Below are 26,375 nucleotides of genomic sequence, written 5' to 3'. Positions count from 1 at the left end.
CATGCTACGTTCTGTTGTTGTAGTCCTCACTATGATCATCAGTCTGACCGTTCAGGCTGATGATCAGGCACGTCTGGATCAGATCAAGGCCGAAATCAAAAAGCTGCAAAGCTGGCTCACGGAAGCCCGTGAAGAGCATGATGATCTGCAACAGCGACTGCGCAAATCCGATCAGGAAATCGCTGCGCAGATCAAAGAGATAGAAGCCACCCGCGCTCGTTTGCGTGAGGAGCAGATTCGCCTAAAAAAGCTCCAGGCGGAGCAGGCTCAGGTTCGTCAGCTCCGTAACCGCCACCAGAAACTATTAAGTGAACAGATACGCCTTGCCCGACAGATGGGCGATGAGGCAGCCATACGCTTCTGGCTCGCTCAGGACGATCCGGCCCAGAACCAGCGAATGACCCGCTACTTCGGTTACTTTAACCGTGCCCGTCTCGAGAACCTCAGCGAAACAATTGCCGAACTTAACCGGCTGGATAACCTGGAAGTATTAATTGCAGAGCAGGAAGAACAGCTCCGCCAAAGTGATGCGCGCCTGACCCGGGAAAACAAGCAACTCGAGAAGCGCCGTGCAGAACAACAGACTCTGCTCGCTAAGCTTGATCGCCAGATGAGCAGCGAAAGTGAACGCCTGAAACAGCGTGAAGCTGACCGCAAACGACTTGAATCTCTGCTGGCCGAAGTTGAAACACTGGTCAGTAACAGTCCACGTCATAACGATGAAGTCCCTTTCCGTAAGATGCGTGGCAAGCTCCCCCGACCACTTGCCGGCCCGGTGCTCGCTGCATTTGGCAACCGCAACGGCCCCAATGCACGCTGGGAAGGCTGGAAGATAGGCACACGGGAAGGTGCCGATATCCGCGCGATACACCATGGCCGGGTCGTGTTTTCTGAATGGTTAAGAGGATTTGGCCTGCTGTTAATTCTTGACCACGGCGATGGCTACCTCAGTCTTTATGCGCATAATCAGACCCTGCTCCGGGACGTTGGCAGCTGGGTCAATGGCGGTGAAATTATTGCCACAGCCGGAAAAAGTGGCGGCCAACAAAGTGCCGCCCTCTATTTTGAGATTCGTCATAAAGGTCAACCGCAGGACCCTGCCGCCTGGCTGAAACGCGGCTGAAGAATTACGTCAGAAAGAAACAGAATTGTTAAGCAAAACGCCTCAGAACAGGCCATTCTTAACAGCCAGACAGTTTTGTGCCATGCTTGCGGCACGTTATACAGAGCGAGTGAACATGCTAAGGAAACATCTGCTCCGCCCCTTGATTGCCAGTGCAGTCATCTTTATGCCGTTATCAGGTATCGCTGAAGAGACCGCAGTAGATATCACTGAGGACCAGTCGGCAATTGAAAGCAGCCCGCAAATCCAGCAGGAACTGCCCCTTCAGGATCTTCGCACGTTCACCGAAATATTCGAACGCATCCGCAGCTCGTACGTTGAAGAGGTCGATGACCAGACACTGTTCAACAACGCGATCAAAGGCATGCTTAATTCGCTCGATCCCCATTCTGCCTATCTTCAGGAAGACGACTTTTCCGACCTTCAGGAAAACACCTCAGGTAAATTCGGAGGACTGGGCATTGAAGTCGGTATGGAAAATGGCCTGGTCCGTGTCATTACGCCGATCGACGATACCCCGGCACAGCGCGCGGGCATCCGGGCTGGAGACCTTATTGTCAGCCTCGACGGCGAACCCGTCATGGGTCTGTCACTGAGCGATGCTGTTGAACTGATGCGTGGCGAACCCGGCACGCCGATTTCCTTAGAAGTGCGCCGTAAAGGAGAAGCCGAACTACTGAGCTTCACCATTGAACGCGCTGAAATCAAAGTGGCCAGTGTTCGCACCGAAATGCTCGACGGCGAAATCGGCTATGTTCGTCTCACCCAGTTTCAGGAAAACACCGGTTCTGAACTCCAGGAAGCTCTGCGCGCCTGGCAGAACGATACCGACCTGAACGGCGTGATTCTGGATATGCGTAATAATCCTGGCGGCGTCTTACAGGCGGCCGTCGTAGTCGTTGATACCTTTATTTCTGAAGGTCTGATTGTTTACACGGAAGGTCGTTCGCCCATGTCAGATGTCCGCTACGAAGCGCGCTCTGATACTCTGATGCCTGATATTCCAATCGTTGTACTGATCAACGGTGGCTCAGCGTCGGCTTCTGAGATTGTTGCCGGAGCCCTGCAGGACCACAGCCGTGCCGTCATTGTTGGTACTCAATCGTTCGGCAAAGGCTCAGTTCAGACGGTATTGCCAGTCTCAGAGACCGCCGCTGTCAAGCTGACCACCGCCCGCTACTTTACGCCTGACGGCCGCTCAATTCAGGCACAAGGCATTGTGCCGGATATCGTTGTCGAGCAAAGCGAAGTAACGCCGAGCGAGCAGCAGTACTACAAGGAATCAGATCTTCCGGGGCACCTTGAGAATCCGGACAGCAAAGCCGCCTCAGAGAGCAATGTTGAAAGTAAGAATAACGCTAAAAATGACGCTAAGAATGAAAATAAAAGCGATGACCTGATTCGTCGTGATTTTCAGCTCTATGAAGCACACACACTGCTCCGTGGTGTCACCATCCTTAGTCCGAAAAAAACCAAAAGCAGTACGACTGCTGAATAAGGATGGTCCGCGCGGTGAGAAACATCATTCAAAAGCCACTTGCTGTGCTTTTACTGACTCTCACCGCTTTTATTTCCTCACCGGTGCTCGCCACTCCTACACTGATTATTATCATTGATGACGTTGGTAATAACGGCCCATTAGGTGATCGTGCCGTCGCACTTCCTGGCCCGGTAACACTGGCGTTTCTCCCTCACACCCCACATGCAGCGCGTCTCGCCCGCATAGCCGCAGAAAATAATAAAGGAATCATGCTCCACGCCCCTATGGCTAACGCCACAGGTGCAGCCCTGGGGCCGGGTGCTCTGACACAGGAGATGACACCTGAAGAACTGCAGCAAACACTGACAGAAAGTCTGGATTCCATCCCCCATGTGCAAGGCGTGAATAACCACATGGGCAGTGTTCTTACCGCCGACCAGACTGCCATGAACAGTATTATGAAGGTGGTACAGCAGCGTGGACTCTATTTTATAGACAGCCTCACAAACCCCTTGAGCGTGGCCGAGAGTGAAGCCCTGCAGGCGGGAATACCAACCGACCGGCGCGATGTTTTTCTCGATAATGATCGCAGTCTTGACGGTCTTTTTGCTCAGTTTCAACGCGCAATGGATATTGCAGAGCGTAAAGGCAGCGCCATTTTAATCGGTCACCCTTACCCTGAGACACTCGATTTTCTCGAAGTCGTTTTACCCGAGTTGATCGCATCCGATGAAGTGATTATTACCCGAGCTGATCAACATCTTCAGGAAGAGGCATGGCTGAATCCTGTTCACACAGCCGATAACGCTGAATTGAGGTCCCGACTCGAGCTGCGGTTGCCTCTGCCAGTGAAAAACAAGACAGAGGCTCAGCCTAACGACCTGAGTTATCAGAACTGATAACCCATCCCAAGATTGAAACCACTGCCTGAATTAATATCACCGCGACTTTCGGCGTCGTCGTTCTGCATCTGAACATCCGCTTTAAATACAACGTCAGGGTGCGGATAATAATTCACACCAAAATCAGTCTGAGCAGCGCTATCATCCTCAGATTGCGACCAGTTACTCTGACGGGCAAACACGCCCCACTTTTCGCCTAAGCGCTGAGATACCTCAACATAGCCGCCATACTGCTCGGACTTTCCTGCTTCTTCGGCGGCATCGCCTTCCAGGTCCCAACGGGCATACAGTGCCGTAAACGTTGTGTCTTTGAGGGTATAAATAACGTGACCGCCCAGCAGTAATGCAGAGTCCGCGTAAGACTCTTCAGCGCTCTGATCAAGGTCTGGCTGGTACTGTGTATAACCCGCAATCTCGAGGCCGGTAATTCCACGGTAACGCAGGCGAGCCGTTATCGCTGGGTCAAATACTGAAGCATAAGACGACTTCTGCTTGCCAGCTTTCAGGTCAAAGGGGTCTGCCGCGTCATTGGTGGTCGGGTCTTCGGTTTTAAATCCTTCAGTGATCAGAACATCGTAGCTCAGACCGTTATCCAGAGTATCTGACAGCGAGATACCCGCGCTGTACCAGGTCGATGGAATGACGGTGGTCTCTATGATGGGACGCTCGGTACCGTAAAATGTCGGCGGCTCATGTGTTTCGTTGACAATACCGATAGGCATCAGCATAACACCAGTACGGAACTGGGCACCGTTAAGAACATCCATTTCAATATAGGCCTGCTCAATTTCTACCGCGCCGTACTGGCTACCGCCACTGACCAGGGTGTGCTCAACTTCAAATTCAGAAACAAAGCGTATCGAGTCGGAATAGTCGTAACCGATAAACAGAACGAGTCGATGCAGATCTATCTGGCGCTTATCTTCGTCGTCAGTACTCAGGTTGTTGTAATGCAATTCACCATAACCACCAAGATGAACCTGCTTCGTCGACTCCTGCGCCAGGTTTTCATCCATGGTATCTGCGAGAGCACCCAGCCTCTCATTTAACAAAGACTCAAGCTCCGAAATACGCTGTTCCAGCTCTGCGCGTGAAACCGGTTCATCCCCTGCTTCCTGTGCAGATGCGTTCAGTCCTGACATTGTCATAATAGCGACAGACAGTGTCGTCAGCATCGGCTTATAAAAATGCGCTTGTTTTTTCGTGTTCATTTTCATTGTGTATGTCCTGTATCTGATCGTAGCGAAGGTGCAATTTATTAATCGCCATCACTGAAATTAATACCTAACTCTACGGCCAGGCCATCGGGAATTTCTCGTTTAAAATTGCCATCTAACAATCCGGCAGCGGTATAAAAATCCAGATTACTCTGGTCATCAATCGCCTCATAAGCACGTTCGAAATTATCGCGTACAGACAATAATGCCGACTCCTCCTGAGCTGCCAGCATAAGCGAGGCAAGAGTCACAACGGAGCCTTGGTCACCCTCCACAATGGCTTCAGTCGCCTCGATACTTGCCTGCATAAGTGCCGAGCTTATACCTGATATCTGGCCTGCCTGATCAGCCACTGTGCGCTGTTTCAGGTAATTCAGATGCTCCTGCGCACTGGTGAGAAGCAGTGTGAGTGGCGCCGAGCCATCATCCGTCGCGCCGCGAAGAAAGCGCTCACGGTAAGCTTCACCGGAGTTCTGATAATCACTTGTCCACCCCTGATAAAAGTCATTGGCGTACTCGGCCTGCAGTTGAGCCAAGCCCTCCAGGTAGTCACAGCGTCGGGGATGGGCAATAAACCCAGCAACGATGTCTGAGTCAGCTGAGCTTTCGGAGGCGTCTTCAAATAGAGCGACTTCTAAGGCCAACAGTCCTACCTTGGTAAAACTCAGACCATCAAAATAGGCGCCATTAAGAGGCTCGCTACCAGATACAGATTCATTAATTTCCGTACGTATAGTTGAGGTGTAATCGTTTCCACGCTGGCGCAACGAGTCGATAAAGAGATAACCGGGGGTCAGTAAATTATCGTCTGGTGGCCCGAACAAAAATGGCAGAATACGATACCAGCCAGTACTGCTCGCCTCCCAGGCTGATTGGGTCTGTTGCAACCCATCTGTGTTCGGGGCATTACAGAAACTGGAGGCGGCGACAACCAGAGCCTCCGCATCTTCGGCAAAGGCTTGCGTATTGGGGATGACGGTCTGATCAACGATACGCGTCAATGCAGTATTCAGTGTGTCATCTGTCAGGACCAGCGGATCATTTTTGCGCTCACCGCCACAGGCGGTAAGCAGTCCAGCCAGTAATATCGCGGCTGCGGTCCTGAAATAATGTCTGCGGTACCCGTCATCAATACGGACGCAGTTGAGTAATGTTTCTGGCTTATTCAAAGTTGGTCAGCCTTTTCGGATTATCACGGGTTGAGATAAATGGTTATCGAAACGCAGATCAGAATAACTCTGGCGTAGCGATGTATTTTCTTGTTGGGTTACGGGATCAATAAATCGTAATTCGCCTGCGGAATTACTCAGCACAAAACAATCATTTAATTCGCTGACAGACACACCGCATACATCGTGCATCTGAAAGTAACCCAATAACGTATGCGAACTCACATGCCAGAAAGCAGCGAAATTCCCTTTCGGGGTCGTCATACAGGCAATATCTGTAGAAGCATGTACCGCAACACTGCCCATATAGTCATGTGCTCCCAACCACAGGTTTCCCGGGGCGGGTAAATAGTCGAAGTGTCCTGCTGATGTCAGCACCGCTGCTAAGGGGCGGGGTCTGGTGTCTTTCATCGCCTGACGCTGCACCTGCAAAGCAGCAACCACACTGCCCTCCTTGTTGATGGCAAGATGACGGATGCTTGCTTTCGGCTCCGTCAGGGTGTGGCGCTGACTGATTTCTCCAGTAGTTCTGTCGATGATCACCAGTGACGAGCTCATCTCTGTGGCGTCGTTACTTCGCCCATCCTGTCCCGGAAAACGACCACCGTTAGCAACGACAAGGTGTATTCCGTCAGGCATAGGCAGCACTTCATGGGGCTCGGGATCGCCCGTTTCAAACTCACGTAATTGAACGAAGTTTCTGGCATCACGAACACTGATCATGCCTTTGCCGTGATCAGGGTGGCCGGGAGAAAATATCGTTTGTGTCACGTATATTTCTGAGCCATCTTCACTGTAACAGGCGTGGCCCTGAAACTGACGTTCAGGGAGCGCGTAAAAGCGCGATAATTCTTCGCCAGTCGCCAGGTCAAAAATAATTCCCTCACTGCCCGGACGGCGAGCCATCATCAGTATCGAATGGCTATTTTTATCTGTAGGATTCAGGCACACCCCGTGACCACGAAATGCCGTTTGCTCAAGGGCAGCCGATTGATTGCGGGATACAGAAGCAAATCCGGTCTGATCCTCAGATAGAACTGCTGAGCCCCAATATTCACTCTCCATCACCGAAGAGGAATGACCCAAAGCAAGGCCATGCAAAGGTAAAAGAACCGTACTGCCGAACAAGCCTGATTTCAGGATCTGCCTTCTCGTCATCATGTCAGACGTCGCCATTCAGAGCGCCTCCACAAAGGCGATCAGTTGTCGCCGGGTATCTGCAGACATAGCCTCAAAAAGAGCCCGCGCTTTAGCTGCTTCTCCACCGTGCCAAAGAATCGCTTCTTCAACGCTACGGGCTCGCCCGTCGTGCAGTAGTGAAAGGTCTGCCCCCACGGTTTTCTGAAGCCCAATCCCCCACAAAGGCGCCGTTCGCCACTCAGAGCCCGTCGCCTGGAAGTCAGGTCGCTCATCAGCCAGCAAAGGCCCCATATCGTGCAGGAGAAAATCACTGTATGGCCAGATACGTTGACCCGCAAGGTGTGAAGCAGGAGCATTTTCAGAGGTCGTGAACGAGGGCTCGTGACATTGCTGGCAACCAGCGAGATTAAACGCCATCTGGCCAGCGTTATGCTTTTCAGTCAGGCGTGCAGCAGGCGCTCCGGTGTGACGCAGAAATTCGACGACTAACTCTAATAAATCAGCAGGAATTTCGAAGCCATCCGAATTATTGCCATTAGGTTGTTGCTGGCACAAAAGCTGGGCTCGAGTGCAGGGTTGCGAAGGAAACAGCGGATTAGAAATACCGATATCATCTGCAAACGCGGCGGCGACAGTGACTTCAAGATCGGGGCGATTCGCCTTCCAGCCGAAGCGACCAGGAACCATCGTCTGTTCAGAGGCACTCCATACCTGGTTAACCCGACCTGAAATACCGTCTTTATTAGTGTCAGACGGATCAGCCAGAGCATCAATGTCGGCTTGTTTAATGGCTGCAATCAGTCCGGTCCCAAACATGCCTGGTGCCTGACGCAGACTGAACAAGGTATCTGGATGCAGCGCACCATCACTTAACTGGCGCAAATCCAGTTGAGGTTTTCGCAATTCAACCACGCTGCCGTCAGGATAGGTATGCGAGTGATACTGCCAGTCAATCCTCAGGTCAGCCTCAGGTTTCAGGTCGTCAGGACCGGGAGGTAACCCCAGCTGCGCCATCAGGCCCGTCGCTTGTGTTTGAATCTGTTGACCATAAGTGGGTTCAGGCACAGAACCCAGTTGCGGCTCTTCACCGGGAATACTCAGACGGACAAAGGCAGTAAAGACCGCTTCTGTGTCGTCGGCAGGCAATGTGCCGCGTCCACCTTCGATATGACAGCCAAGGCAACTGCGGGCATTAAACAACGGCCCCAGGCCATCGCGCGCGGTCGTGCTTGTCGGTGCCTTCACCCACGGCTGATGTGCTAACGCGCGCCCAGCATAAAAATCCGCCTTTTCTCCGTCCGTGAGCGTCGGAGCGGGTAAATCGAAGCGGGTCAGGTGCGTCGTTGAATAGGTGGCAACACCGCCCGCCAGAATCTGTTGATCCAGCGTACTACTGTCGTTACAACCAACAAGAAGCGTCAGAGCGGCCAGCCCAGAACTGGCCGCTGCTAACGCAAAAAGCCGGCGAAGCGCCGGCTTTTTATTTACCACGGCAGACTTACTCGTCACAGCTCGCGGTTGGGTCTTCGGTATCACACGCCGACGCTTCAGGGTCTACGACGACAGATCCGTCGATACCTGCTTTTTCAGCGATATCTGCGATCAATGCCGATTGAGCGTTCAGGGCAATAATGGCTTGTGCCACCGCACTGGAAACTTCTGCGTTTTCTTCCATGATCTGAACATCAAACGGGGACCCAGCACGCGCCTGAGTATCAATGGCAACGTACTGAGTTTCGGTCGCCGCCAGGGCCACTGCGATTTCTGCTGCGAGTTCAGCTTCACCAGAATCCTTCAGCCAGTCATCGATACCGTAACCATTTACCGCGTTGGTGGTCACATCATCAACGCCATTCAGCGTGCTGTCATACCCTGCGTATTCGCCATAGTAGCTGTTTGACACGCCTTCTGCGTTCAACCAGATATCACGGTGCGTGTTGTCAGAGAAACATGAGTGCTCGTCTTCCTGAGAGTTCGCAGAGAAAGCGATCTGCATACGTTCACCCGCCAGTTCACCTTCAGACAGCGTACCCATACCGGTCAGAATTTCAGTTAATTTCTGTTTTGCCTGAGCTTCGTTGGTGACTGTAGTAAATGCGGTGCGGTAAGTCGCACCCGGCGCCCAGCCATCACGAACAGATTCAAGGTCAGCGATCAGCTTATCAACGGCGACTTCGAGGAATCTGTGACGACGGTGAGATTCGACGTCAGAATCGTAAGCTGCATCAACCAGACCTTCACTTTCAGCAGCGGTCTCGGCATCGTAATAGCTCGGTTGAAAGTCTGTAATAGGACGATCACCACCGGCTGCGTAGAAAGAGTTTTCGTCTTCCGCATCTTCTACATCGAGAACTTTGACGGCTTCGTCGCGATCAGTGCCGTCGGTGGTGTTACCTTCTCTGTTCAGGTCCTGGCCCCAGAGCAGAAATTCAATCGCGTGATAGCCGGAGATCACGTCATGCTCATCTTCGGCAGTGGCCGATTTTTCCAGTAGGTCTGCATTGATCTCGATATCGGTGCGCGAGATGATGTTGTCGGACTCATCGTAGTCTTCGGCGGTGATTTCGTAGAGTGTCCCATCGTCAGTCACGTTTTCGTCACCAACGCGACCATTAGAACCTGACACTTCGTTGTCAGTTACGCCAATCTGGCTTGTGCCGAAATCAGCACTGATGTTCATCTCAGTATCAAGGACTTTCACATAATCAATCAGCGCTTCACCCAAAGGCCAGGCATTTATCGCCCCTTCAGGGCCGTCTTCGCTGCTGTAATCAGTCGAGTCAATCGGGCTGTTACGGAAACGGTAAACTTCAGTCTGACCGTATGGCTCACGAGCTACCAGCCAGGCGCGCTTCGCTGCCTGCAGGTTTGCTTCGCTCGGATCAGCACGGAAGGTAGCCAGGGCCGCTTTCAGCGCCTGAGCGGTCGTTACCGAATCCTGATAGGCGGCGTAGGCGATGTCGGCGTTGGTTTCCAGTACCTTACCTACGTTATCAAGGTTAAGAATGTCATCCGTGCTGCTGCTGTTGCTGCCACCGCAGGCAGCCAGTGTGAATCCGGCCGCGACAACGATCGCCAGTCGAGAAAGCTTCATACGTTACTCCATCATCTGAGAGCCACTGGGGCTAGAAAAGTGAGAGTACAGTAAACTCAATGCGAATTACTTTCAATAACAAACGTAACCCGTTTCATGATTTAAATCACTATCATCTGCTATTATTTCAGTACTCTGATCAATGACTCAAATAGTTGTAACTAGTGATGTGTACATGGTGTGGAACATGAAGCTGAAGTTGCTAACGCTGGCGTTGCTGCTTCCGGCGCTGTTAACGGCTTGCGGGGGCAGCGGAAGCTCTGACTCCGCTTCAGCGGGAGACTCTGAGAATCAACTGATCGCACTGGGCGAAACCCTGTTCCACGACACCAACCTCTCACTTGACCGCACACAGTCCTGCGCGACCTGCCACGACCCGGATCATGCGTTCACAGACCCGTCTATCAATGGCAGCGGCAACGTGCGCTCTGCTTCCGTCGGTGATGATGGCGTGTCTCTCGGCGACCGGAATACGCCAACCGCGCTGTATTCAGCCAGCATCCCGGAATTCACCTACGGTACCCATCAACGTTTTAACAGCCCAAGGGAAGACTATGTTGGTTATATAGGTGGCCAGTTCTGGGATGGCCGGGCAGCGACACTGGAAGATCAGGCCGGCGGCCCACCGCTGAATCCGGTCGAGATGAATATGCCCGACAAGGCCACTGTTGTCGCTCGCCTGAGAGAAAATGTCAGCTACGAAGAAAACTTTACTGAACTCTTCGGCGCCAACATTTTTGATGATATCGACGAGGCCTATCTTGCTATGACTCAGGCCATTGCAGCGTTTGAGCGCAGCGCTGACATGTCGCCCTTCAATTCAAAATACGACAAATTCCTCCGCGGCGAATACGAATACAGCCCGGTATCCAAAGCAGCATTGGGCAAGGCTCGCTTTTTCTCGCAGCAGTTTACAAACTGCGCAACCTGCCACCAGCTCCGGCCAAATGGCAATGAAGGCGAGACATTCAGTAATTACGAGTTTCACAATATTGGTGTCCCGGTAAATACCGGACTTCGCACAGCAAACGGCAGTGATGAAGGCTTCACTGATACGGGTCTTGCTGCCATCGACGCTGTTTCAGACGAGCCTGATACGAGTGAGCTGGAAGGTAAGTTCCGGGTGCCTACCTTACGCAATGTGGGCGTCACAGCGCCCTACATGCACAATGGAGTATTTCAGTCTCTGGATACCGTCATCCGCTTTTACGACCGCCACCTGACAAACTCAACTAACGGCATAAACCCGGAAACCGGTGTGGAATGGGCGGCACCTGAAGTCGCCGCAAACGTGAGTTTTCCGGAGCTACGTCAGGGCACAGCTCTGAGTGAGAACGATATCGAAGGGGTGGTCTGCTTCCTTTATAGCCTGACTGATGAGCAGTACGAACACCTGCTTCCCGAAGATGCCGAAGAATGTGGACTCTGACCACCCGAGTCCACACCCGATTAGCATTACAGCCAGCGTATTTTGCGGAACAGTGCCAGCAAGCCCACCGCGATTGAGCCCATGGCCGCTAATAAAATAAAGTAGCCATTTTCTATTTTAAGCTCAGGGATGTACTCGAAGTTCATGCCATAGAGCCCCGCCAGAAACCCGAGAGGAACAAAGATCGCAGTAATCACCGTCAGTACCTGCATAGTGCGGTTCAGCTGATGAGAAGCTATCGAAATATAACCGTCAATCAAGTCACCGCTGATGCTGTAGAAAATTTCCGCGAGCGTATACAGGCGATCAAATCGATCATGAAGATCTGTGATCGCGTGCCCCATCGGATCGTCTTTATAATTCAGAGCAAGGTACTCATCGCTGCGCAGTTCATCGGTAATATTACGGTGATAATTGAACAAGCGACGTAGCTTTACCAGGCGCGTTCGGTAAGTCACCAGTTCACGCATCAGATCATCGTTACCATCATTCATCAGCGCATCTTCGATGTCACTCAGGCGCTCTTCGAACTCAAGGAGCGCATCAAGGTACAACCCCGCCGACGTATGCATAATTCGCAGTGCAAGAAACCCCGGCCCCTGTTTCAGTAACTTTGAGCCTTGTTCAGAAAACAGCTTCTCAATACTGACTGCCGGTTTAGGGTGACGGGTAACGAGGAAGTTATCACCAACAAAAAACGCAATATTCTGAGAGTCATGCACTAACTCTGCATTGAAGCTGGCAATCCCGCGATACAGAACAAAAGTAAAATCATCGAACTCTTCGAGTTTAGGTGGATGTCGATCACGCTGGGCATCCTGTACGGCCAGAGTATGCAGGCCCAGTTTTTCCAGCAACTTGCGCTCACCGGACGTATCTTCTTCCTGAATATCAAGCCAGAACTTACCCTCACGGTTACGCTGCCACTCAATCAGCAATTCAGAACCACCAGTAAGGATTGAACCGTCGCTACTTTCGAGCATACATCTGATCATAGTATTTCCTGTCGTTATTCTGTCGGTCAGAACAGTCGGTGCTGCTGGCCGGCTTCCTGATCAAAATTATGGCCAGTAAACTGAAAGATAGAGTCAGCTACTGGTTTAAGTTGTTTTTCCAGATAGTGGTCATAGTCGATGGCCGACTGTCGCACCTCTACTGGCTCTGGCCCGTTCACTGTCATGACATAACTGATCCAACCTCCCCTGTCCTGATATCTGGGAGGACGTCTCTGGGTCTCCAGCCAACGATCCATCACCGCCGCGGCTTTCGCATGGGGCGGCCTGCTTTTCTGGTAGTGAGGTAATGGTCGTCGCAAGCGCTTACGATATATCAGCATGTCATCTGCGTTGCCATCAAAAAGTTCACCGACCTGATTTTTTAGCCACTGTCCCCAGGGCTCGCCACAGAACACCCGGCGGTATAACTCTCTCTGGAACTCACGAGCCAACGGTGTCCAGTCGCTCCGCACCGCTTCTAAGCCTTTAAATACTAATCGGTCATCACTCGCATTGATGCCAGCGTAGCGCTTCTTACTTCCAGTTTCGGCACCGCGGATGGACGGCATAAAGAACTGTCGGTAATGCGTTTCGTATTCGAGTTCCAGATAGCTTTGGAGCCTGAATTCGTTTTTCAGTTCAATGGAAAGCCACTGGTTAATATCTTCAGCCAGTTGATGCCCTAGCTTATCGGCCTCGTGATCATCGAGGTCCTGACGCAGCCAAACGAAAACCGAGTCAGTATCGCCGTAAATAACCTGATAGCCTTTCTCAGCAATATAAGCCGTTGTTCGCTGAATAATGTCATGACCACGTTTGGTGATTGAGGCCGCCAGTCTTGTATCGTAAAAGCGGCATCCGTCAGACCCCAGCACGCCGTAACACGACGCCATGATGATTTTAATCGCCTGAGAAAGCGGCTGATTATTGTGCTTTTTTGCCTCCTCCCTGAGCTCACCAAGATGTCGGATTAAATCAGGAAGAATGTGCTGATCCCGATGAAATACGCCACCAAAGTATCCGGGAATAACCTCTTCAGCCGGCGCATGCTCCCCTGTAATCAAACCAACCGGATCTATGCAGAATGTCCGGATAATAGAGGGGTAGAGACTTTTAAAATCCAGCACAAGTACATGCCTGAACAAGCCCGGCTGTGAGTCCATAACATAGCCGCCTGGGCTTTTTTCCGCGCTGTAACCGTTCCCCATATTGGGTGCAACCCAGCCAGCCCGGTGCATGCGAGGCAGATACATGTATTCAAAGGCGGCAACAGAGCCACCCATACGGTCCATCAGCAGACCCGTCATGCGCGAGCGCTCAACCAGAAAACTGAACAAATCCGTGTGCTCAAAAATACGCCAGACAAGTTCACAGTCTTTCAGGTTATAAGCCGCAAGCGCCTGCTTATTTTCAACAAACAGCCGCTCGATATCACCACCGCGCTCTTCGCCATGAAGTAACTTCCCTTCGCCCAGAAGCTGGTCAGCAACGTCATCAAGCGCAAAGCTATCAAACTGCCAGGTCGCCGTACGCAGACACTCTATTCCATCGAGGATCACCCGCCCTGGCGTGTGCAGGAAAATACGATCCGGGTTCTGTGCAGACTGGCGCCAGTCGAGCAGGCTGCCATCGCGACCAAGGGCAAACGGGATATCGTGCTCGGCATACTTACGCTTAAGAAACGCCATATCAAACTGAATAAAATTCCAGCCGATCAGCACATCAGGATCATACTCTGCGATGACATCCAGAAAACGTGTCAGTAACGCAGGCTCATCGGCAACGGCTTCATAGTTATCGCCTTCCTGATTATCGCCTTCCTGGTCACTGATCATCAGAACGTGAGAGAAATCAGGTGCATAAAAAGCAATAGAAAACAGCCGGTCAGGCTCGTCCGTGCGCGGGAACGAAGTTTCGATATCCACCGACAGGTAACGCAGTTCCGGACGATAATCACCAGGAGTAAGCTGCACACCGTTCGCAGAGTGCCAGGTAGCGGATTGCGAGAAAGACGTCCACTCCCCACCATGTATCTGAGCCGACCCGGCAATAAAACGCTCCATCAGATACCGATCGGTGGGGCGGATATCCAACTCATAAACCTGAATTTTCTGGTCGCTCAGGACATCGCGCCAGCGGTAAAGGTAAGCAGAAGGAAGATAACAGGCGACGGCCTGTTCCTGACTGAACAGCTTTAAGCTAACTTCCCGCAAGGTAATGGGCCAGCCAAGGGCCGATATAACTTCTTCAGCACGCCCCCTGTGTTTCGCCGGAATAAAGCAAACGCAGGGCTGTTCGATACAGGTACGGACGGCGCCTTCGGAAGTCGCCCACCAGAAAATCAGTTGTGTTGTATCGCCCTCATCCTGCCAGCGACTGCTGAGAAGAAATGCGGGAAGCGGTGTGGAAAGCAATGTCAGAACCAGTGCCTATACTGAGAGCATCAAAGTGTATTTCAGGAGCCACTGCATGACCACACCTCAAATCAGTCAGGACCCGATGTATTTGATGCTGCGCGACGATAACGTCGAGGGCTTTAATCAGGCGCGCGAGTCCGGGCAGTCCTGTGATCTTACCGGGTGTGATCTTCGAGGTCTGGATCTGCGTAAGCTCAACGTATCCGGTATGGACCTCACAGATACGTATTTCCGCGGCTCGGATCTGCGTGGTATCGACTTCCGGGGCTGCCAACTCGGAGGCGCGAGTCTGGCGGATGCAAAAATCAGCGGTTGCTATTTCCCGCCCGAACTGAGCGCCGAAGAGATCCGCTTATCAGTGACAATGGGGACACGTTTGCGCCACACGAGCAATATGTGACTCAGTTATCACTGAGCGACTGAGGCTGCTTACATCTCAGCCGAATCGGGTAAAGTAGTGTCATCAACGAATTGCTCACAGAAGCAAGAGAGGCACCATGTATCAGAATGGAACTGAACCCGCGACAGGATTTGAAGCGAACTCCCCCCGGCTGCAGCAACTCGCAAGAGAGATGCTGCTGGGTTTCGCTTACACGCAGAATACTGTCACTTTTGAATCAGTGGATGACCTCTACGAGCACTTTGACGAAGACACCCTGTTCCTTGTTAAAGATGGCATCATCAATATCTGCAGCAACGAAAATACCCTGTTCTCCTGTGAAGAAGGCGACCTGATCGGAATCAGTCAGTCGTTCCACCTGCCATCACCAACACTCATGACCGATGGCTATGTCGAACTACAACCCATCAATCGCGATGATTTTCTGCTTCATATCTACAACGATAAGCGCCGCCAGCACTGCTGGAGCCATTACCTGGTCACCCTCAATTCGCTACTGACAGAACGCCTTGGCGCTCTGTCGAAAGAGCAGCTCAAGCCTGCGGCCGGATTTCTGAACTTTTCAGCGGGCGATACCATTATTCAACAAGGCGACGATGCCGATATGGTGTACACCATCATCAGCGGCAATGCTGATGTCATTGTTGACGGGGTGTCTGTCGGCGAACTGGGTGAAGATGAAGTCTTTGGGGCCATGGCGGTGTTTACCGGCGAAAAGCGTTCAGCATCCATCATCGCCTCCACGGCGTGTACCGTGATGGCTGTGCCGCAGCAGGACTTCACCGTATTGATCAAGGCTCAGCCGCAGGCTGCGGTAAACCTGATTGAAAACCTGGCACGACGCATCAATATGATGAACCAGCAGGTACTGGAGCAGCACTGAAAGGCGCTCTCCGGTCAAAGAAACGTCTTTGACATACTCTTTACAAAACTAAATGATAATTATTCTTGACTGCATTTAGAACCTACCCTAGTATGAATCCTGTCGCTGGCTCATCACCAGCGATGTTCAGCATTCTGACATGGTCTGAATGATGATCTCTCTCATCACTGGCCGAGAGGCCAGGCTAATCACGGTTGCTTTGCCCCTCTATCTTTTCACGAAGAGTCGAGGGGCGTTTTTTTGCCCGCTTGTCAGATCGACTTGCTAGAATAGCCCTCCGGTTTTTATATCCCGCAAGGCAACATCGTTGCGGCATTTCTTACGATCAAAAGAAGTAACAGGACGTACTGTGCCAGCCATCTGCAAAGATTCCGACCTGCAAGAAGGTCAGTCCCGTGGGTTTGAACTCGACGGACATTCCTTTTTTATAGTCCGCCAACAAGGCACTCTTTACGCCTACCGTAATCATTGCCCGCATCTGGGCGTAAACCTTGAATGGATGCCAGATCAGTTTCTGGATTCGGATGGCAGGCTGATTCAGTGCGCCATGCACGGCGCGCTGTTTCTGATCGAAAGCGGTTACTGTGTATCCGGCCCCTGCACCGGCCAGTCGCTCACGCCACTCCCTTGCGAAGTGCGCGATGACGATATCTGGATAGAACTGTGACCCGTAACCTGAAATACATCAGAGTGCTCTCAAATGACTCTCAAATTGCTCTCCAAGTACTGTCAGAGCACTACTGGCAATACGCCACACACCTCAAGTCCTGAATCATCGTCGGCGAAGCTGACCTCCGCCGCCATCACTTCAACCCCCGAAGCCACCACCGCACGTAACGCCTCAGCGTACCTGGGGTCGATATGCTCTGCCACGGTCACTTCACGAATACCTTCGTGAGGCACACAAAACAGAAGTACCGCCCGGTCCCCCTCTTCTTTCAGGGCTTGCAGGCGAAGCAAGTGCTTACGTCCGCGGTCGGTTACTGCGTCCGGAAAGCAGCCAAGACCATTGTCTTCTTCGAGCAGAGTGACACTTTTTACTTCAATCCAGCACCGGCGACCGTCTTCAAACATCAGGCAGAAGTCGAGGCGACCATCCTCGACTTTGGGCTCCCGCTGCAGTGAGTCATGGTCAGTAAGGCCTTCTATCGCTCTGGCCTCGAGTGCCTCACCAATGATCTGATTAGGACGGGAGGTGTTCACGCAAATACGGTACTTGCCATCGACTTCGACCCATTCCCAGGTGTAGCGGTATTTACGCTTCGGATTCGCACTGTCCGAAATCCAGACTTTACTCCCCGGCTCAGCGCAGCGTTTCATCGAACCTGTGTTCGGGCAATGCACCGTAATCTCGGAGCCGTCCTGCAAACGGATATCGGCAAGAAAGCGCTTATAACGCTTAATCAGAGTGCCTTCGATCAGAGGTAATTCGTACTGCATTATCGACCACCCTGTTCAGCAACGTATTCTGGCAACCAATCAGCAAGGCGCCCTATCGCTTCCTGTAAGCGCTCAATACGGGTCGTGAAAGCGAAGCGCACATGCTCGCCAGCACGATGCTCGCCAAAGTCCACGCCCGGCGTAATGGCAACCCCCGTTTCACGCAGAAGCCGCGCACAGAACGCCAGACTGTCATCGGTAAAACGACTGGCATCCGCATAGACGTAGAATGCTCCCTCAGGGACCACTGGCACCTTGAAACCAAGCTCAGGCAATACGCTCAGCAGATAATCGCGGCGCTCGTGCAGTATCTGCCGACGCTCTTCTAATGTCGCCATGACTTCTGGAGAAAAGGCGGCTAACGCGGCGTACTGGGCCGGTGTAGGTGGCGCCAGAAACAGATTCTGTGCGAGAGTATCCAGCACGGGAACGAGTGATTCAGGTACGACAGCCCATCCCAGACGCCACCCCGTCATGCCGAAGAATTTGGAAAAACTGTTCAGCACGACTGCATCGTCGGCGACTGACAATACGGTTTCAGCTCCGCCGCCTTCACCGGCTCCGAAGTTCAGCCCCTGATAAATCTCATCGACCCAAAGCTCGCCGCCCTGCTTAGCGACGGTTTGAGATAGATGTGACAATTCATCCAGAGACAGGACGGTGCCCGTCGGATTCGCAGGGCTCGCCACCAACGCAGCACGAGTCGATGGTTGCCAGTGCCTTTCGACATCGGCCGCCGTCAACTGGTACTTCTGCTCAGGACCTGCCGGGATCAGTTGCCCATGAGCCTCAAACACGCGCGCGAAATGTCGGTTACACGGGTATCCCGGATCAGCCAGCATCAATTGATCACCCGGGTTTAACCTCGCTGCCGTCAGTAGCAGTAATGCCCCCGACGCACCGGGCGTCAGTACCACACGGGATGCGGGCACGGTGACGCCAAACCGCGATTGGTAATAGTGCGCGATTTTTTCACGCAGCTCAGGCAGGCCCAGTGCCGGTGTATATCCCGTTTTTCCTGCTCTTAAGGCAGCAATACCTGCTTCGGTTACAGGCTCCGGCGTCGTGAAATCTGGTTCACCGACCTCAAGGTGGATAATGTCATGTCCTGCGGCCTGCAGAGCCTGCGCTTCTGCCAGAATAGCCATGACCTGAAACGGCTTAATTTCGCCACTTCTTTTCGAAGTTGATGACATAGTTCTCAAATTTTTGAAGATTTATGGGCTATTGTGCCAGATTAGGTGTTGGCACAGCAGGATATGAACTCACAAATGAACACATAAAAGTATTGGCGCTGGCGATGTTATCTGATAGTTTCCCGGCCTTGTATTTTTTGCGCATCTGATGCATAGCTCAGAAAAGCGCTGATGCGTGACTATTATTTGAACAGGTGAGGCACAAGAGAAATGCCGCAAGAGAAAAAAGAATTTGCCCTGTCTGACTTTACTCCATACGACCTGAAAGAAGGCGAGGAGTACATGAATGAAGCGCAACAGGATCACTTCCGCAAAATCCTCGGCAACTGGCGTCAGGAGCTGATGGAAGAAGTTGACCGCACAAAAGAGCACATGCAGACCGAACTTAACAACTACGCTGACCCGAATGATCGTGCCAGCCAGGAAGAAGAGTTCAACCTTGAACTGCGTACCCGTGATCGCGAGCGGAAGCTGCTGAAGAAGATTCAGAAGACCATCGATCTGATCGACAAAGACGACTACGGCTATTGTGTTGCCTGTGGCGTTGAGATCGGTATTCGTCGCCTTGAAGCACGCCCGACTGCTGACCTGTGCATCGACTGCAAGACCCTTGCAGAGATCAAGGAAAAGCAACTCGGCGTATAAGCTCCGACGCTTTAGTTCAGTGACCGGTGGGCAGCGATGACCTGCCTGCCGGAACACATCTATGACTGATTACATCGGGCGTTTTGCTCCCTCCCCGACCGGGCCTCTTCATTTTGGCTCTTTATTGGCTGCACTCGCCAGCTATCTGGATGCACGACACTGTCATGGGCAGTGGCTGGTCCGCATCGAAGATCTCGACCCTCCCCGCGAAGATCCGACAGCTTCTGCTGAGATTCTAAGGATTCTTGATGCCTATGGTCTGCACTGGGACGGTGACATTGTTTATCAAAGCGAGCGCGGTGAACTCTATCAGGCGGCGCTGGATAAACTGCGATATCAGGGCGATGCCTTTCCCTGTGCCTGTTCCCGCAAGCAGCTTGGTGGAGAACTTCATCAGGGCGTCTGCCCACCACCCGCCGATCATGATTTCGCCTGGCGCTTTCTGTGCCCCGGCGGCGCAACCAGCCTGCATGATGGCCTGCAACCCGATCACCGCTATGACCTCGCAGATGAAATCGGCGATTTTGTTATCCGTCGCCGAGACGGCTTCTGGTCGTACCAGCTTGCCGTCGTCGTCGATGACGCCGCACAGGAAATTACCCACGTCGTTCGCGGTATCGACCTGATCGACTCCACCGTTCGTCAGTATCTGTTGCAACAGGCATTGTCTCTCAGCATTCCCCATTACAGTCACATTCCTGTGGCCGTCGAGCAGAACGGCCAGAAATTGAGTAAACAGAATCTGGCTCTGCCACTCGCTGATGCACACATAGGTGAAACCCTGTGGCAGGCCCTGCATTGGCTACGCCAGTCGCCCCCACAAACCTTGTTTGGTGCGCCAGCGGACGAACTCTTAAACTGGGCTGTCAGTCACTGGAACCCCGCGCCCTTGAAAGGCGAGCAATCCATGCCTGCGCCCGGGCCATTTCAACGCACATAATCAGCGTCTGGTGTGATAACCTCTGGGCAACCAAACACCCAGAGCGCTAAATGTACGATTATCGCCTCAGTCTGCTGATGCTGGTTGGCATCTATCTTATTTCTCCAGTCATGATGGACTGGTGGCTCGACGACCGTGCCGCCTGGTATCGTCCATTCGGTATCTGGGCGCTTCTGATTGCTCTCTACATCTGGTTTAACAGCAAGCAGAAGGACAACGATGACGTTTAGCCTTGGTCAGCTGGCGCTCCTCGGCGTTGGCTATCTGTTTTCTCTCTTTCTCGCGGCCTATGCCGTCGAGCGCAACTGGCTACCCCGCGCCTGGGTACGCCACCCTCTGGTGTATGTGCTGTCTTTGGGTGTCTATGCCAGCGCCTGGGCGTTTTACGGCTCTGTCGGTCTGGCTAACCAATACGGTTATGGCTTCCTCGCCTACTACATGGGTATTTCCGGGGCCTTTGTCATGTCCCCGATTCTGCTTAAGCCGATTCTGCAGATCACCCGGACCTACCAGCTAAGCTCTCTGGCTGACTTACTTGCCTTCCGTTACAGGTCGCGGTGGGCAGGGATCACCGTCTCCCTGATCATGCTGGCGGTTGTGATCCCGATGCTGACGCTGCAGATCACAGCCATCGGCGATACGCTTTATCTGCTGAACCGCGAATGGCCGGTTGAGAATCTGGCACTGGCCTACTGTCTGATCATGATCCTGTTCGCCATTCTGTTTGGTGCGCGCCATGTGTCTCCACGTGAGAAACACGAAGGGCTGGTGTTCGCCATTGCCTTTGAATCCGTTCTGAAGCTGGTCGCCATTCTTGTGCTGGGCGGCGTGGTTCTGTTTGGCGTATTCCCTGAAGTCGGCGGCCTGGAACAGTGGTTATCAGACAATCAGGCCCAGCTCGCACGCGAACAGGTAAGACTTCAGGATGGCCCATGGCGAACCCTGCTGCTGATGTTCTTTGCGGCTGCGGTGGCGATGCCTCACATGTTCCATATGGCCTTCACCGAGAATACCAACCCTGGGGCACTCAAGCATGCGAGCTGGGGCTTTCCACTTTTTCTACTGATCATGAGCCTGTCGGTGCCACCTATTCTGTGGGCTGGCTACTATCTGAACGTCGACAGTGACCCTTCCTACTTCGCACTGGGCATTGGCCTGGCGCTGGAATCTGAATTTCTGACCGTAATGATTTTCGTCGGCGGCCTGGCGGCTGCGTCCGGCATCATCATTGTTACCACCCTGTCGACCGCGGCCATGTTCCTCAACCATCTGGTGCTCCCGGTTTATAAGCCTGCACCACGCTACGATTTCTATCGTTGGTTGCTGTGGATGCGCCGCTCACTGATTGGGGTAATCCTGTTACTGGCGTATGGCTTCTACCGCATCGTCGGCTCTGATCTGGATCTAAGCCAGCTGGGCATTCTCGGGTTCGTTGCTTGCTCGCAATTCCTGCCCGGTATTCTCGGCTTGCTCTACTGGCCTCAGTCCAACCGTAAAGGCTTTATCGTCGGTCTGGTCGTCGGCACCGTCACCTGGATCTATGGTCTGTTACTGCCGTTCTGTGAGCTGGCATTGGGCTGGGAAATCCCGTTCTTCTTACCGCCCACCGATGAAGGCAACTGGCACTTATCAGCCATCACTGCGATTGGTATCAATTTCCTGTTGTTTGTCATTATCAGCCTGAGCACCAAACGCAGCGCCGAAGAGCAGTCTGCCGCGGATGCCTGCTCAATTGATAACGTGTCACGCCCATCGCGTCTGCCTCTGCAAGCGGTAAACACCAATGAAGTCATCAATGCGTTAACACCGTCATTGGGACGCTACGTCGCAGAACGCGAAGTCTATCAGGCGTTAGATGATCTTGAGCTTCCGTCCTACGAAGACAGACCGTACGCTCTGCGCCGCCTGCGTGCCCGACTGGAGGCCAACCTCTCAGGTCTGATGGGCCCAACGGTTGCTCACGATCTGGTGAACCGCTATCTGCCCTTCCAGAAAGACGTTGAGCTGACCGAAGACATCTTCCAGCTGGAACAGCGCCTTGAAGGTTTCCACAGCCGCTTGGGCGGTCTTGCCAGCGAACTCGATAACCTGCGCCGTTATCACCGCCAGACACTTGAGCGCCTTCCTATGGGGGTATGCTCACTCGCTCCGGATGGCGAAGTATTGATGTGGAATCAGGTCATGTCGCAACTGACGGGTACCGAGTCCCGTGAAGTGACGGGCTCGCACGTCAGTCGTCTGCCTTCTCCATGGGGTCCGATGCTGACCGACTTCCTGACCAGCCACGCCATGCACAAACACAAGCACCGGGTCGACAGTGCCGGTCGTCCACGCTGGTTTGGTATGCACAAAGCCGTTCTGCAACCCAGCGGCAGCCAGCCCGGCGGTACCGTTATTCTGCTTGAGGACCAGACTGAGACTCAGCTCCTTGAAGAAGAGCTGATGCACAGTGAGCGCCTTGCGTCGATCGGTCGTCTTGCTGCCGGCGTCGCCCACGAAATTGGCAACCCAATCACGGGGATCGACTGTCTGGCGCAAAGCATGCGTTACGAGACCGACAACCCGGAATTACTGGAAATGGCCGACCAGATTCAGGAACAGACCAAGCGTGTTACCCGAATCGTGCAATCGCTAATGAACTTCTCTCACGCCGGACATCACAGCACAGAACACGAGCCGGTCGACGCCACCTACTGTATCAACGAAGCCATCCAGCTTCTTAAGCTGAGTAAGCGCAGTCAGGACATCAATTTTATTAACGACTGCCCGCCCGAACTGATGACTATGGGAGATGCTCAGCGTCTGGTGCAGGTGTTTGTAAACCTGCTGGGTAACGCGCGCGATGCCTCCGAAGCCGGCGGCACCATCTGGGTTCAGGGCGATATGGATGAACAGCAGGTCAGAATCCGCGTGATCGATGACGGACACGGCATTCCGGCGGAAACGCTCGATCATATATTTGAGCCATTTTTTACCACCAAAGACGTGGGTAAAGGGACAGGACTGGGACTATCACTAGTCTACAGCATCATTGAAGAGCACTACGGTCACATCGCAATCGACAGCCCATTGGCCAGCGGACGCGGAACCTGTGTTACAGTCAGTCTTCCACGTTGTGAACAACCTGAGTTAACGGATCACCATTCATGAGTCATATTCTGGTCGTAGAAGACGAAGCTATTATCCGCAACGCGGTGCGTCGCCTGTTAACTCGCCATAATCATGAAGTGACTGAAGCAGACTCTGTCGATGCCGCCAAAGCGCTCGACCTGACCAGCTATGACATGATCATCAGCGATCTGAGACTGCCTGGTGGCCATGGCACTGACCTTATTGAGCTCGCAGGAAAAGTGCCGGTTCTGATCATGACCAGCTACGCCAGTCTGCGTTCTGCCGTCGATGCCATGAAGCTCGGCGCGGTTGATTACATTGCCAAACCCTTTGATCACGACGAAATGATTCAGGCGGTCGAGCGTATCCTGGCAATGCGCACAGAAACTGCCGATGCAGTGACAGACACGCTGGATGACCTGCCAGAGCCAGTGCCATCCTCTAAAACCGGGATTATCGGCAGCTGCGAGCCAATGCAGCTGTTGTTCCGAAAGATCGCCAAGGTTGCTCCAACAGACGCCACTGTGCTGATTCAAGGCGAATCCGGCACCGGTAAAGAACTGGTGGCCAAAGCAATTCATAATCAGAGTCGGCGCGCTGACAAGCCGTTGATCTCCGTAAACTGCGCGGCAATCCCTGAAACCCTGATTGAGTCCGAACTGTTCGGCCATGAGAAAGGCGCATTTACCGGTGCGACCGCTCAGCGCCAGGGGTTGGTTGAAGCCGCGGATGGCGGCACCCTTTTTCTGGATGAAATCGGCGAGCTTCCCCTTGAAGCTCAGGCGCGGCTGCTACGCGTTCTGCAGGAAGGCGAAATTCGCCGTGTCGGTTCAGTGCAAAGCCAGAAGGTAAATGTACGCCTCGTCGCTGCCACGCACCGCAATCTGAAAGAACTCTCCTCACAAGGCGAATTCCGGGAAGATCTGTATTATCGCCTCAACGTAATGGAACTGCACCTGCCGCCTCTGCGTGACCGCGGTGAAGATGTCATTGAAATTGCCACCGCTATGTTGGCACGCGCCTGTGAGAAAATGGCTCAGGCGCCGATGCGCTTTAACGATGCCTCGTTGAAAGCGATTCGTGATTACCACTGGCCCGGCAATGTGCGCGAGCTGGAGAATGCTGTTGAGCGCTCTGTCATCCTCGCTGAGTCTGATGAGGTTGAACCTGACCTGCTGGGCATCGAAGTCAGCCCTGATCGTTACATAAGTGACTCCATGCGTAACAGCCTGGTCGAAGACAACCCATACCAGCCTACGGACCAGAACGACGAGCAGCAGGGTGATCTGTCACTGGACGATTACTTTGTGCACTTCGTACTCGAGAACGAAGCGTCCATGACCGAGACCGAACTGGCGAAAAAGCTGGGAATCTCACGTAAATCGCTGTGGGAACGTCGCCAGCGCCTTGGCATTCCACGCAAAAAAGGTGGCCGCTGATTCCAGCTCGGCCACTCTTTTTGTTACCCCTGCTCGTACATACTCTTTTCGGGACAGCCTTTCGTCTTTTCTGTTACGTATGTATCAAATCCAGTTACAGAGTGTTACTCAGGTATCAAAACTGTTACCTAATGGCTCACAGTTCGTAACACTTTAGTCTAACTGTCTATAATTATAGACAAGTGTAATTTCGTAACTCATTGTTTTTATTGTATTTTTAATAACTGGCACGAGTTTAGCTTTATAGACAGTACTGAGCTGGTGTCCATCAATACAAATAACAAAGAGACACTGCCGGTAAGCGGGAGGCGCACTAATAAAAATAACAAAGCGCCGGTAATTCCCAACCTCATAACAAAAATGACAATGGCCACCATTGTTAGTTTCGAATGAGCAGAGACAAAACAAGAATAAAAACAGAAGCTCTGCCTATTCAAAACGACGATGACACCTGTGGCAGCACAGAATAATAAGAATAACGCCCCTGAAGAGCCGCCTGAGCGGCTTTTTTATTGCCTGTCCGTCAGGCATCAGCACCCGACTCAGCAATCATTCCCGATCGGTAACGACTTTGTTACCCCAGGCAGAACACTTCGACTAAAGTGTTACCCCACTCGCCCAACTGTTACCAATAGACATATGTCAGCGTAATGTTACGTAACACTTTCTGTAAAAATGCGCCTGACGCCCGCCATTGAAAAACCATAACCCATTGAAAAATAAAGACTTTTAAAAACTGGCACGGTCTTGGCATTAATTTACGTACAGCAGGACGACACAAATAAAAATAACAAAGTCGGACTGCCGGGCTTGCCGCTGAAACGCAAACAATAAAAATAATCAGCAAGCCCAGTGAAGGACCCCTTCACAAACAATAAGAAGTACGGAAGATCAGAGAAAAATAAGACAGTTGGGCCGCTAACAATAAAAATAACAGAGGCGTCCAAACAAAGACTGCAGAAAGAATCCAAGAAGCCGCACCTGCGGCTTTTTTATTGCCTGAAATTCGCCCTACCCGATCCGACCTCTTCATACCCTCTCGACGGTTTACTCTTCAGTGGCATCCGGCGTAAGGCTGATTGAACATTTACTCAGTGTTACGTTTCCTGAAGTTTGTTACCTGTGGGTTACACAATTCGTAATCTTTCGTAACACTTCGGGCCACAGCACAACTCAAAAACCGGGACAATGAAACGTAAGTCATTGATAAATATAGATTTTTAAAAGTTGGCACACCATTCGCTTTATATTCATCAGAGAGCAACGCAAACTATAAAAATAACAAATGCGACGCCTCAACAAGATCTCAAAACGAAGCGCACCAATAAAAATAACAAAGTGCTTCCGAAGGGATC

General features: G+C 52.4%; 21 protein-coding genes. 12 read left to right on the top strand and 9 right to left on the bottom strand.

The features are described 5' to 3' along the window. The first annotated feature begins 1 nt into the window (after position 1). The 3 genes from BW941_RS12705 to BW941_RS12695 all read left to right on the top strand — a co-directional run bounded on the left by BW941_RS12705 (position 2) and on the right by BW941_RS12695 (position 3,502). On the top strand, positions 2-1,123 hold the full coding sequence (locus BW941_RS12705; protein WP_076516614.1) for a murein hydrolase activator EnvC family protein: 1,122 nt from the start codon (positions 2-4) through the stop codon (positions 1,121-1,123). 115 nt (positions 1,124-1,238) lie between these two features. Further along, on the top strand, positions 1,239-2,621 hold the full coding sequence (locus BW941_RS12700; RefSeq protein ID WP_076516708.1) for a S41 family peptidase: 1,383 nt from the start codon (positions 1,239-1,241) through the stop codon (positions 2,619-2,621). A 14-nt stretch (positions 2,622-2,635) separates the two neighbouring features. Next, the gene (locus BW941_RS12695; protein ID WP_245820103.1) at positions 2,636-3,502 is read left to right on the top strand and encodes a divergent polysaccharide deacetylase family protein; all 867 of its coding nucleotides are present in this window, start codon (positions 2,636-2,638) and stop codon (positions 3,500-3,502) included. On the opposite strand, the gene BW941_RS12690 is transcribed toward BW941_RS12695, so the two are convergent. From BW941_RS12690 to BW941_RS12670, 5 genes are read right to left on the bottom strand one after another with little or no spacing between them, the layout of a single operon-like run. Next, positions 3,493-4,722 carry a porin gene (locus BW941_RS12690; protein WP_217693598.1) on the bottom strand — a complete coding sequence of 410 codons (1,230 nt, stop codon included), beginning with the start codon at positions 4,720-4,722 and terminating at the stop codon, positions 3,493-3,495. The genes BW941_RS12695 and BW941_RS12690 overlap by 10 nt on opposite strands. 41 nt (positions 4,723-4,763) lie before the next feature. After that, complete coding sequence (locus tag BW941_RS12685) at positions 4,764-5,891, bottom strand: imelysin family protein (protein WP_084188920.1); 1,128 nt, start codon at positions 5,889-5,891, stop codon at positions 4,764-4,766. A gap of 6 nt (positions 5,892-5,897) precedes the next feature. Continuing rightward, complete coding sequence (locus tag BW941_RS12680; RefSeq protein WP_076516609.1) at positions 5,898-7,067, bottom strand: DUF1513 domain-containing protein; 1,170 nt, start codon at positions 7,065-7,067, stop codon at positions 5,898-5,900. Continuing rightward, positions 7,068-8,522, bottom strand: a complete 1,455-nt coding sequence (locus BW941_RS12675; protein ID WP_076516702.1) for a di-heme oxidoreductase family protein — start codon at positions 8,520-8,522, stop codon at positions 7,068-7,070. Positions 8,523-8,529: 7 nt separating this feature from the next. Further along, entirely contained in the window at positions 8,530-10,125 is a 1,596-nt protein-coding gene (locus tag BW941_RS12670) for an imelysin family protein (protein ID WP_076516607.1), read from the bottom strand. A 187-nt stretch (positions 10,126-10,312) separates the two neighbouring features. Between BW941_RS12670 and BW941_RS12665 the strand changes: the two genes are divergently transcribed. After that, positions 10,313-11,554, top strand: coding sequence for a cytochrome-c peroxidase (locus BW941_RS12665; RefSeq protein WP_076516605.1), 1,242 nt, complete (start codon positions 10,313-10,315; stop codon positions 11,552-11,554). Between the two features lie 26 nt (positions 11,555-11,580). On the opposite strand, the gene BW941_RS12660 is transcribed toward BW941_RS12665, so the two are convergent. Further along, entirely contained in the window at positions 11,581-12,549 is a 969-nt protein-coding gene (locus BW941_RS12660) for a magnesium transporter CorA family protein (RefSeq protein ID WP_076516602.1), read from the bottom strand. 26 nt (positions 12,550-12,575) lie between these two features. Further along, on the bottom strand, positions 12,576-14,963 hold the full coding sequence (locus BW941_RS12655; protein WP_076516600.1) for a DNA polymerase II: 2,388 nt from the start codon (positions 14,961-14,963) through the stop codon (positions 12,576-12,578). Between the two features lie 55 nt (positions 14,964-15,018). On the opposite strand from BW941_RS12655, the gene BW941_RS12650 reads away from it, so the two are divergent. The 3 genes from BW941_RS12650 to BW941_RS12640 all read left to right on the top strand — a co-directional run bounded on the left by BW941_RS12650 (position 15,019) and on the right by BW941_RS12640 (position 16,916). Further along, positions 15,019-15,366, top strand: a complete 348-nt coding sequence (locus BW941_RS12650; protein ID WP_068439304.1) for a pentapeptide repeat-containing protein — start codon at positions 15,019-15,021, stop codon at positions 15,364-15,366. Positions 15,367-15,463: 97 nt separating this feature from the next. Further along, positions 15,464-16,249 carry a Crp/Fnr family transcriptional regulator gene (locus BW941_RS12645; protein WP_076516598.1) on the top strand — a complete coding sequence of 262 codons (786 nt, stop codon included), beginning with the start codon at positions 15,464-15,466 and terminating at the stop codon, positions 16,247-16,249. Positions 16,250-16,598: 349 nt separating this feature from the next. Further along, complete coding sequence (locus BW941_RS12640) at positions 16,599-16,916, top strand: Rieske (2Fe-2S) protein (protein ID WP_076516596.1); 318 nt, start codon at positions 16,599-16,601, stop codon at positions 16,914-16,916. A 62-nt stretch (positions 16,917-16,978) separates the two neighbouring features. Here the strand turns inward: BW941_RS12640 and sfsA are convergent, their stop codons facing one another. Both sfsA and BW941_RS12630 read right to left on the bottom strand, forming a co-directional pair. Further along, positions 16,979-17,689 (bottom strand): DNA/RNA nuclease SfsA, encoded by a 711-nt coding sequence (sfsA, locus tag BW941_RS12635; RefSeq protein WP_076516594.1) that lies wholly within the window; start codon positions 17,687-17,689, stop codon positions 16,979-16,981. Continuing rightward, on the bottom strand, positions 17,689-18,885 hold the full coding sequence (locus tag BW941_RS12630; RefSeq protein ID WP_076516593.1) for a pyridoxal phosphate-dependent aminotransferase: 1,197 nt from the start codon (positions 18,883-18,885) through the stop codon (positions 17,689-17,691). Before BW941_RS12630 ends, sfsA begins: the two co-directional genes overlap by 1 nt. 210 nt (positions 18,886-19,095) lie before the next feature. On the opposite strand from BW941_RS12630, the gene dksA reads away from it, so the two are divergent. The 5 genes from dksA (at position 19,096) to BW941_RS12605 (ending at position 25,020) form a co-directional block, all read left to right on the top strand. After that, positions 19,096-19,530 (top strand): RNA polymerase-binding protein DksA, encoded by a 435-nt coding sequence (dksA, locus tag BW941_RS12625; RefSeq protein WP_076516591.1) that lies wholly within the window; start codon positions 19,096-19,098, stop codon positions 19,528-19,530. 61 nt (positions 19,531-19,591) lie between these two features. After that, complete coding sequence (gluQRS, locus tag BW941_RS12620; protein ID WP_076516589.1) at positions 19,592-20,470, top strand: tRNA glutamyl-Q(34) synthetase GluQRS; 879 nt, start codon at positions 19,592-19,594, stop codon at positions 20,468-20,470. A 50-nt stretch (positions 20,471-20,520) separates the two neighbouring features. Continuing rightward, complete coding sequence (locus tag BW941_RS12615) at positions 20,521-20,700, top strand: hypothetical protein (protein WP_068439288.1); 180 nt, start codon at positions 20,521-20,523, stop codon at positions 20,698-20,700. Beyond that, positions 20,690-23,620 carry a sensor histidine kinase gene (locus BW941_RS12610; RefSeq protein ID WP_076516587.1) on the top strand — a complete coding sequence of 977 codons (2,931 nt, stop codon included), beginning with the start codon at positions 20,690-20,692 and terminating at the stop codon, positions 23,618-23,620. The genes BW941_RS12615 and BW941_RS12610 overlap by 11 nt, the downstream gene beginning before the upstream one ends. After that, on the top strand, positions 23,617-25,020 hold the full coding sequence (locus BW941_RS12605) for a sigma-54-dependent transcriptional regulator (protein WP_076516584.1): 1,404 nt from the start codon (positions 23,617-23,619) through the stop codon (positions 25,018-25,020). Before BW941_RS12610 ends, BW941_RS12605 begins: the two co-directional genes overlap by 4 nt. Positions 25,021-26,375: the final 1,355 nt, after the last annotated feature.

The sequence above is a fragment of the Thalassolituus maritimus genome, from assembly GCF_900156675.1.
In the GTDB taxonomy this organism is placed as follows: domain Bacteria; phylum Pseudomonadota; class Gammaproteobacteria; order Pseudomonadales; family Oceanobacteraceae; genus Thalassolituus; species Thalassolituus maritimus.
Note: the sequence above shows the minus strand (reverse complement) of the source record. Positions and strands in the feature narration are given on the sequence as shown.

Excerpts from the sequence above, each read along its gene's own strand:
- sfsA (WP_076516594.1), bottom strand. The coding sequence starts at position 17,689 with ATGCAGTACGAATTACCTCTGATCGAAGGCACTCTGATTAAGCGTTAT.
- BW941_RS12665 (WP_076516605.1), top strand. The coding sequence starts at position 10,313 with ATGAAGCTGAAGTTGCTAACGCTGGCGTTGCTGCTTCCGGCGCTGTTA.
- BW941_RS12615 (WP_068439288.1), top strand. The coding sequence starts at position 20,521 with ATGTACGATTATCGCCTCAGTCTGCTGATGCTGGTTGGCATCTATCTT.
- BW941_RS12630 (WP_076516593.1), bottom strand. The coding sequence starts at position 18,885 with ATGTCATCAACTTCGAAAAGAAGTGGCGAAATTAAGCCGTTTCAGGTC.
- BW941_RS12645 (WP_076516598.1), top strand. The coding sequence starts at position 15,464 with ATGTATCAGAATGGAACTGAACCCGCGACAGGATTTGAAGCGAACTCC.
- BW941_RS12700 (WP_076516708.1), top strand. The coding sequence starts at position 1,239 with ATGCTAAGGAAACATCTGCTCCGCCCCTTGATTGCCAGTGCAGTCATC.
- dksA (WP_076516591.1), top strand. The coding sequence starts at position 19,096 with ATGCCGCAAGAGAAAAAAGAATTTGCCCTGTCTGACTTTACTCCATAC.
- BW941_RS12605 (WP_076516584.1), top strand. The coding sequence starts at position 23,617 with ATGAGTCATATTCTGGTCGTAGAAGACGAAGCTATTATCCGCAACGCG.
- gluQRS (WP_076516589.1), top strand. The coding sequence starts at position 19,592 with ATGACTGATTACATCGGGCGTTTTGCTCCCTCCCCGACCGGGCCTCTT.
- BW941_RS12680 (WP_076516609.1), bottom strand. The coding sequence starts at position 7,067 with ATGGCGACGTCTGACATGATGACGAGAAGGCAGATCCTGAAATCAGGC.
- BW941_RS12670 (WP_076516607.1), bottom strand. The coding sequence starts at position 10,125 with ATGAAGCTTTCTCGACTGGCGATCGTTGTCGCGGCCGGATTCACACTG.
- BW941_RS12660 (WP_076516602.1), bottom strand. The coding sequence starts at position 12,549 with ATGATCAGATGTATGCTCGAAAGTAGCGACGGTTCAATCCTTACTGGT.
- BW941_RS12690 (WP_217693598.1), bottom strand. The coding sequence starts at position 4,722 with ATGAAAATGAACACGAAAAAACAAGCGCATTTTTATAAGCCGATGCTG.
- BW941_RS12705 (WP_076516614.1), top strand. The coding sequence starts at position 2 with ATGCTACGTTCTGTTGTTGTAGTCCTCACTATGATCATCAGTCTGACC.
- BW941_RS12610 (WP_076516587.1), top strand. The coding sequence starts at position 20,690 with ATGACGTTTAGCCTTGGTCAGCTGGCGCTCCTCGGCGTTGGCTATCTG.
- BW941_RS12650 (WP_068439304.1), top strand. The coding sequence starts at position 15,019 with ATGACCACACCTCAAATCAGTCAGGACCCGATGTATTTGATGCTGCGC.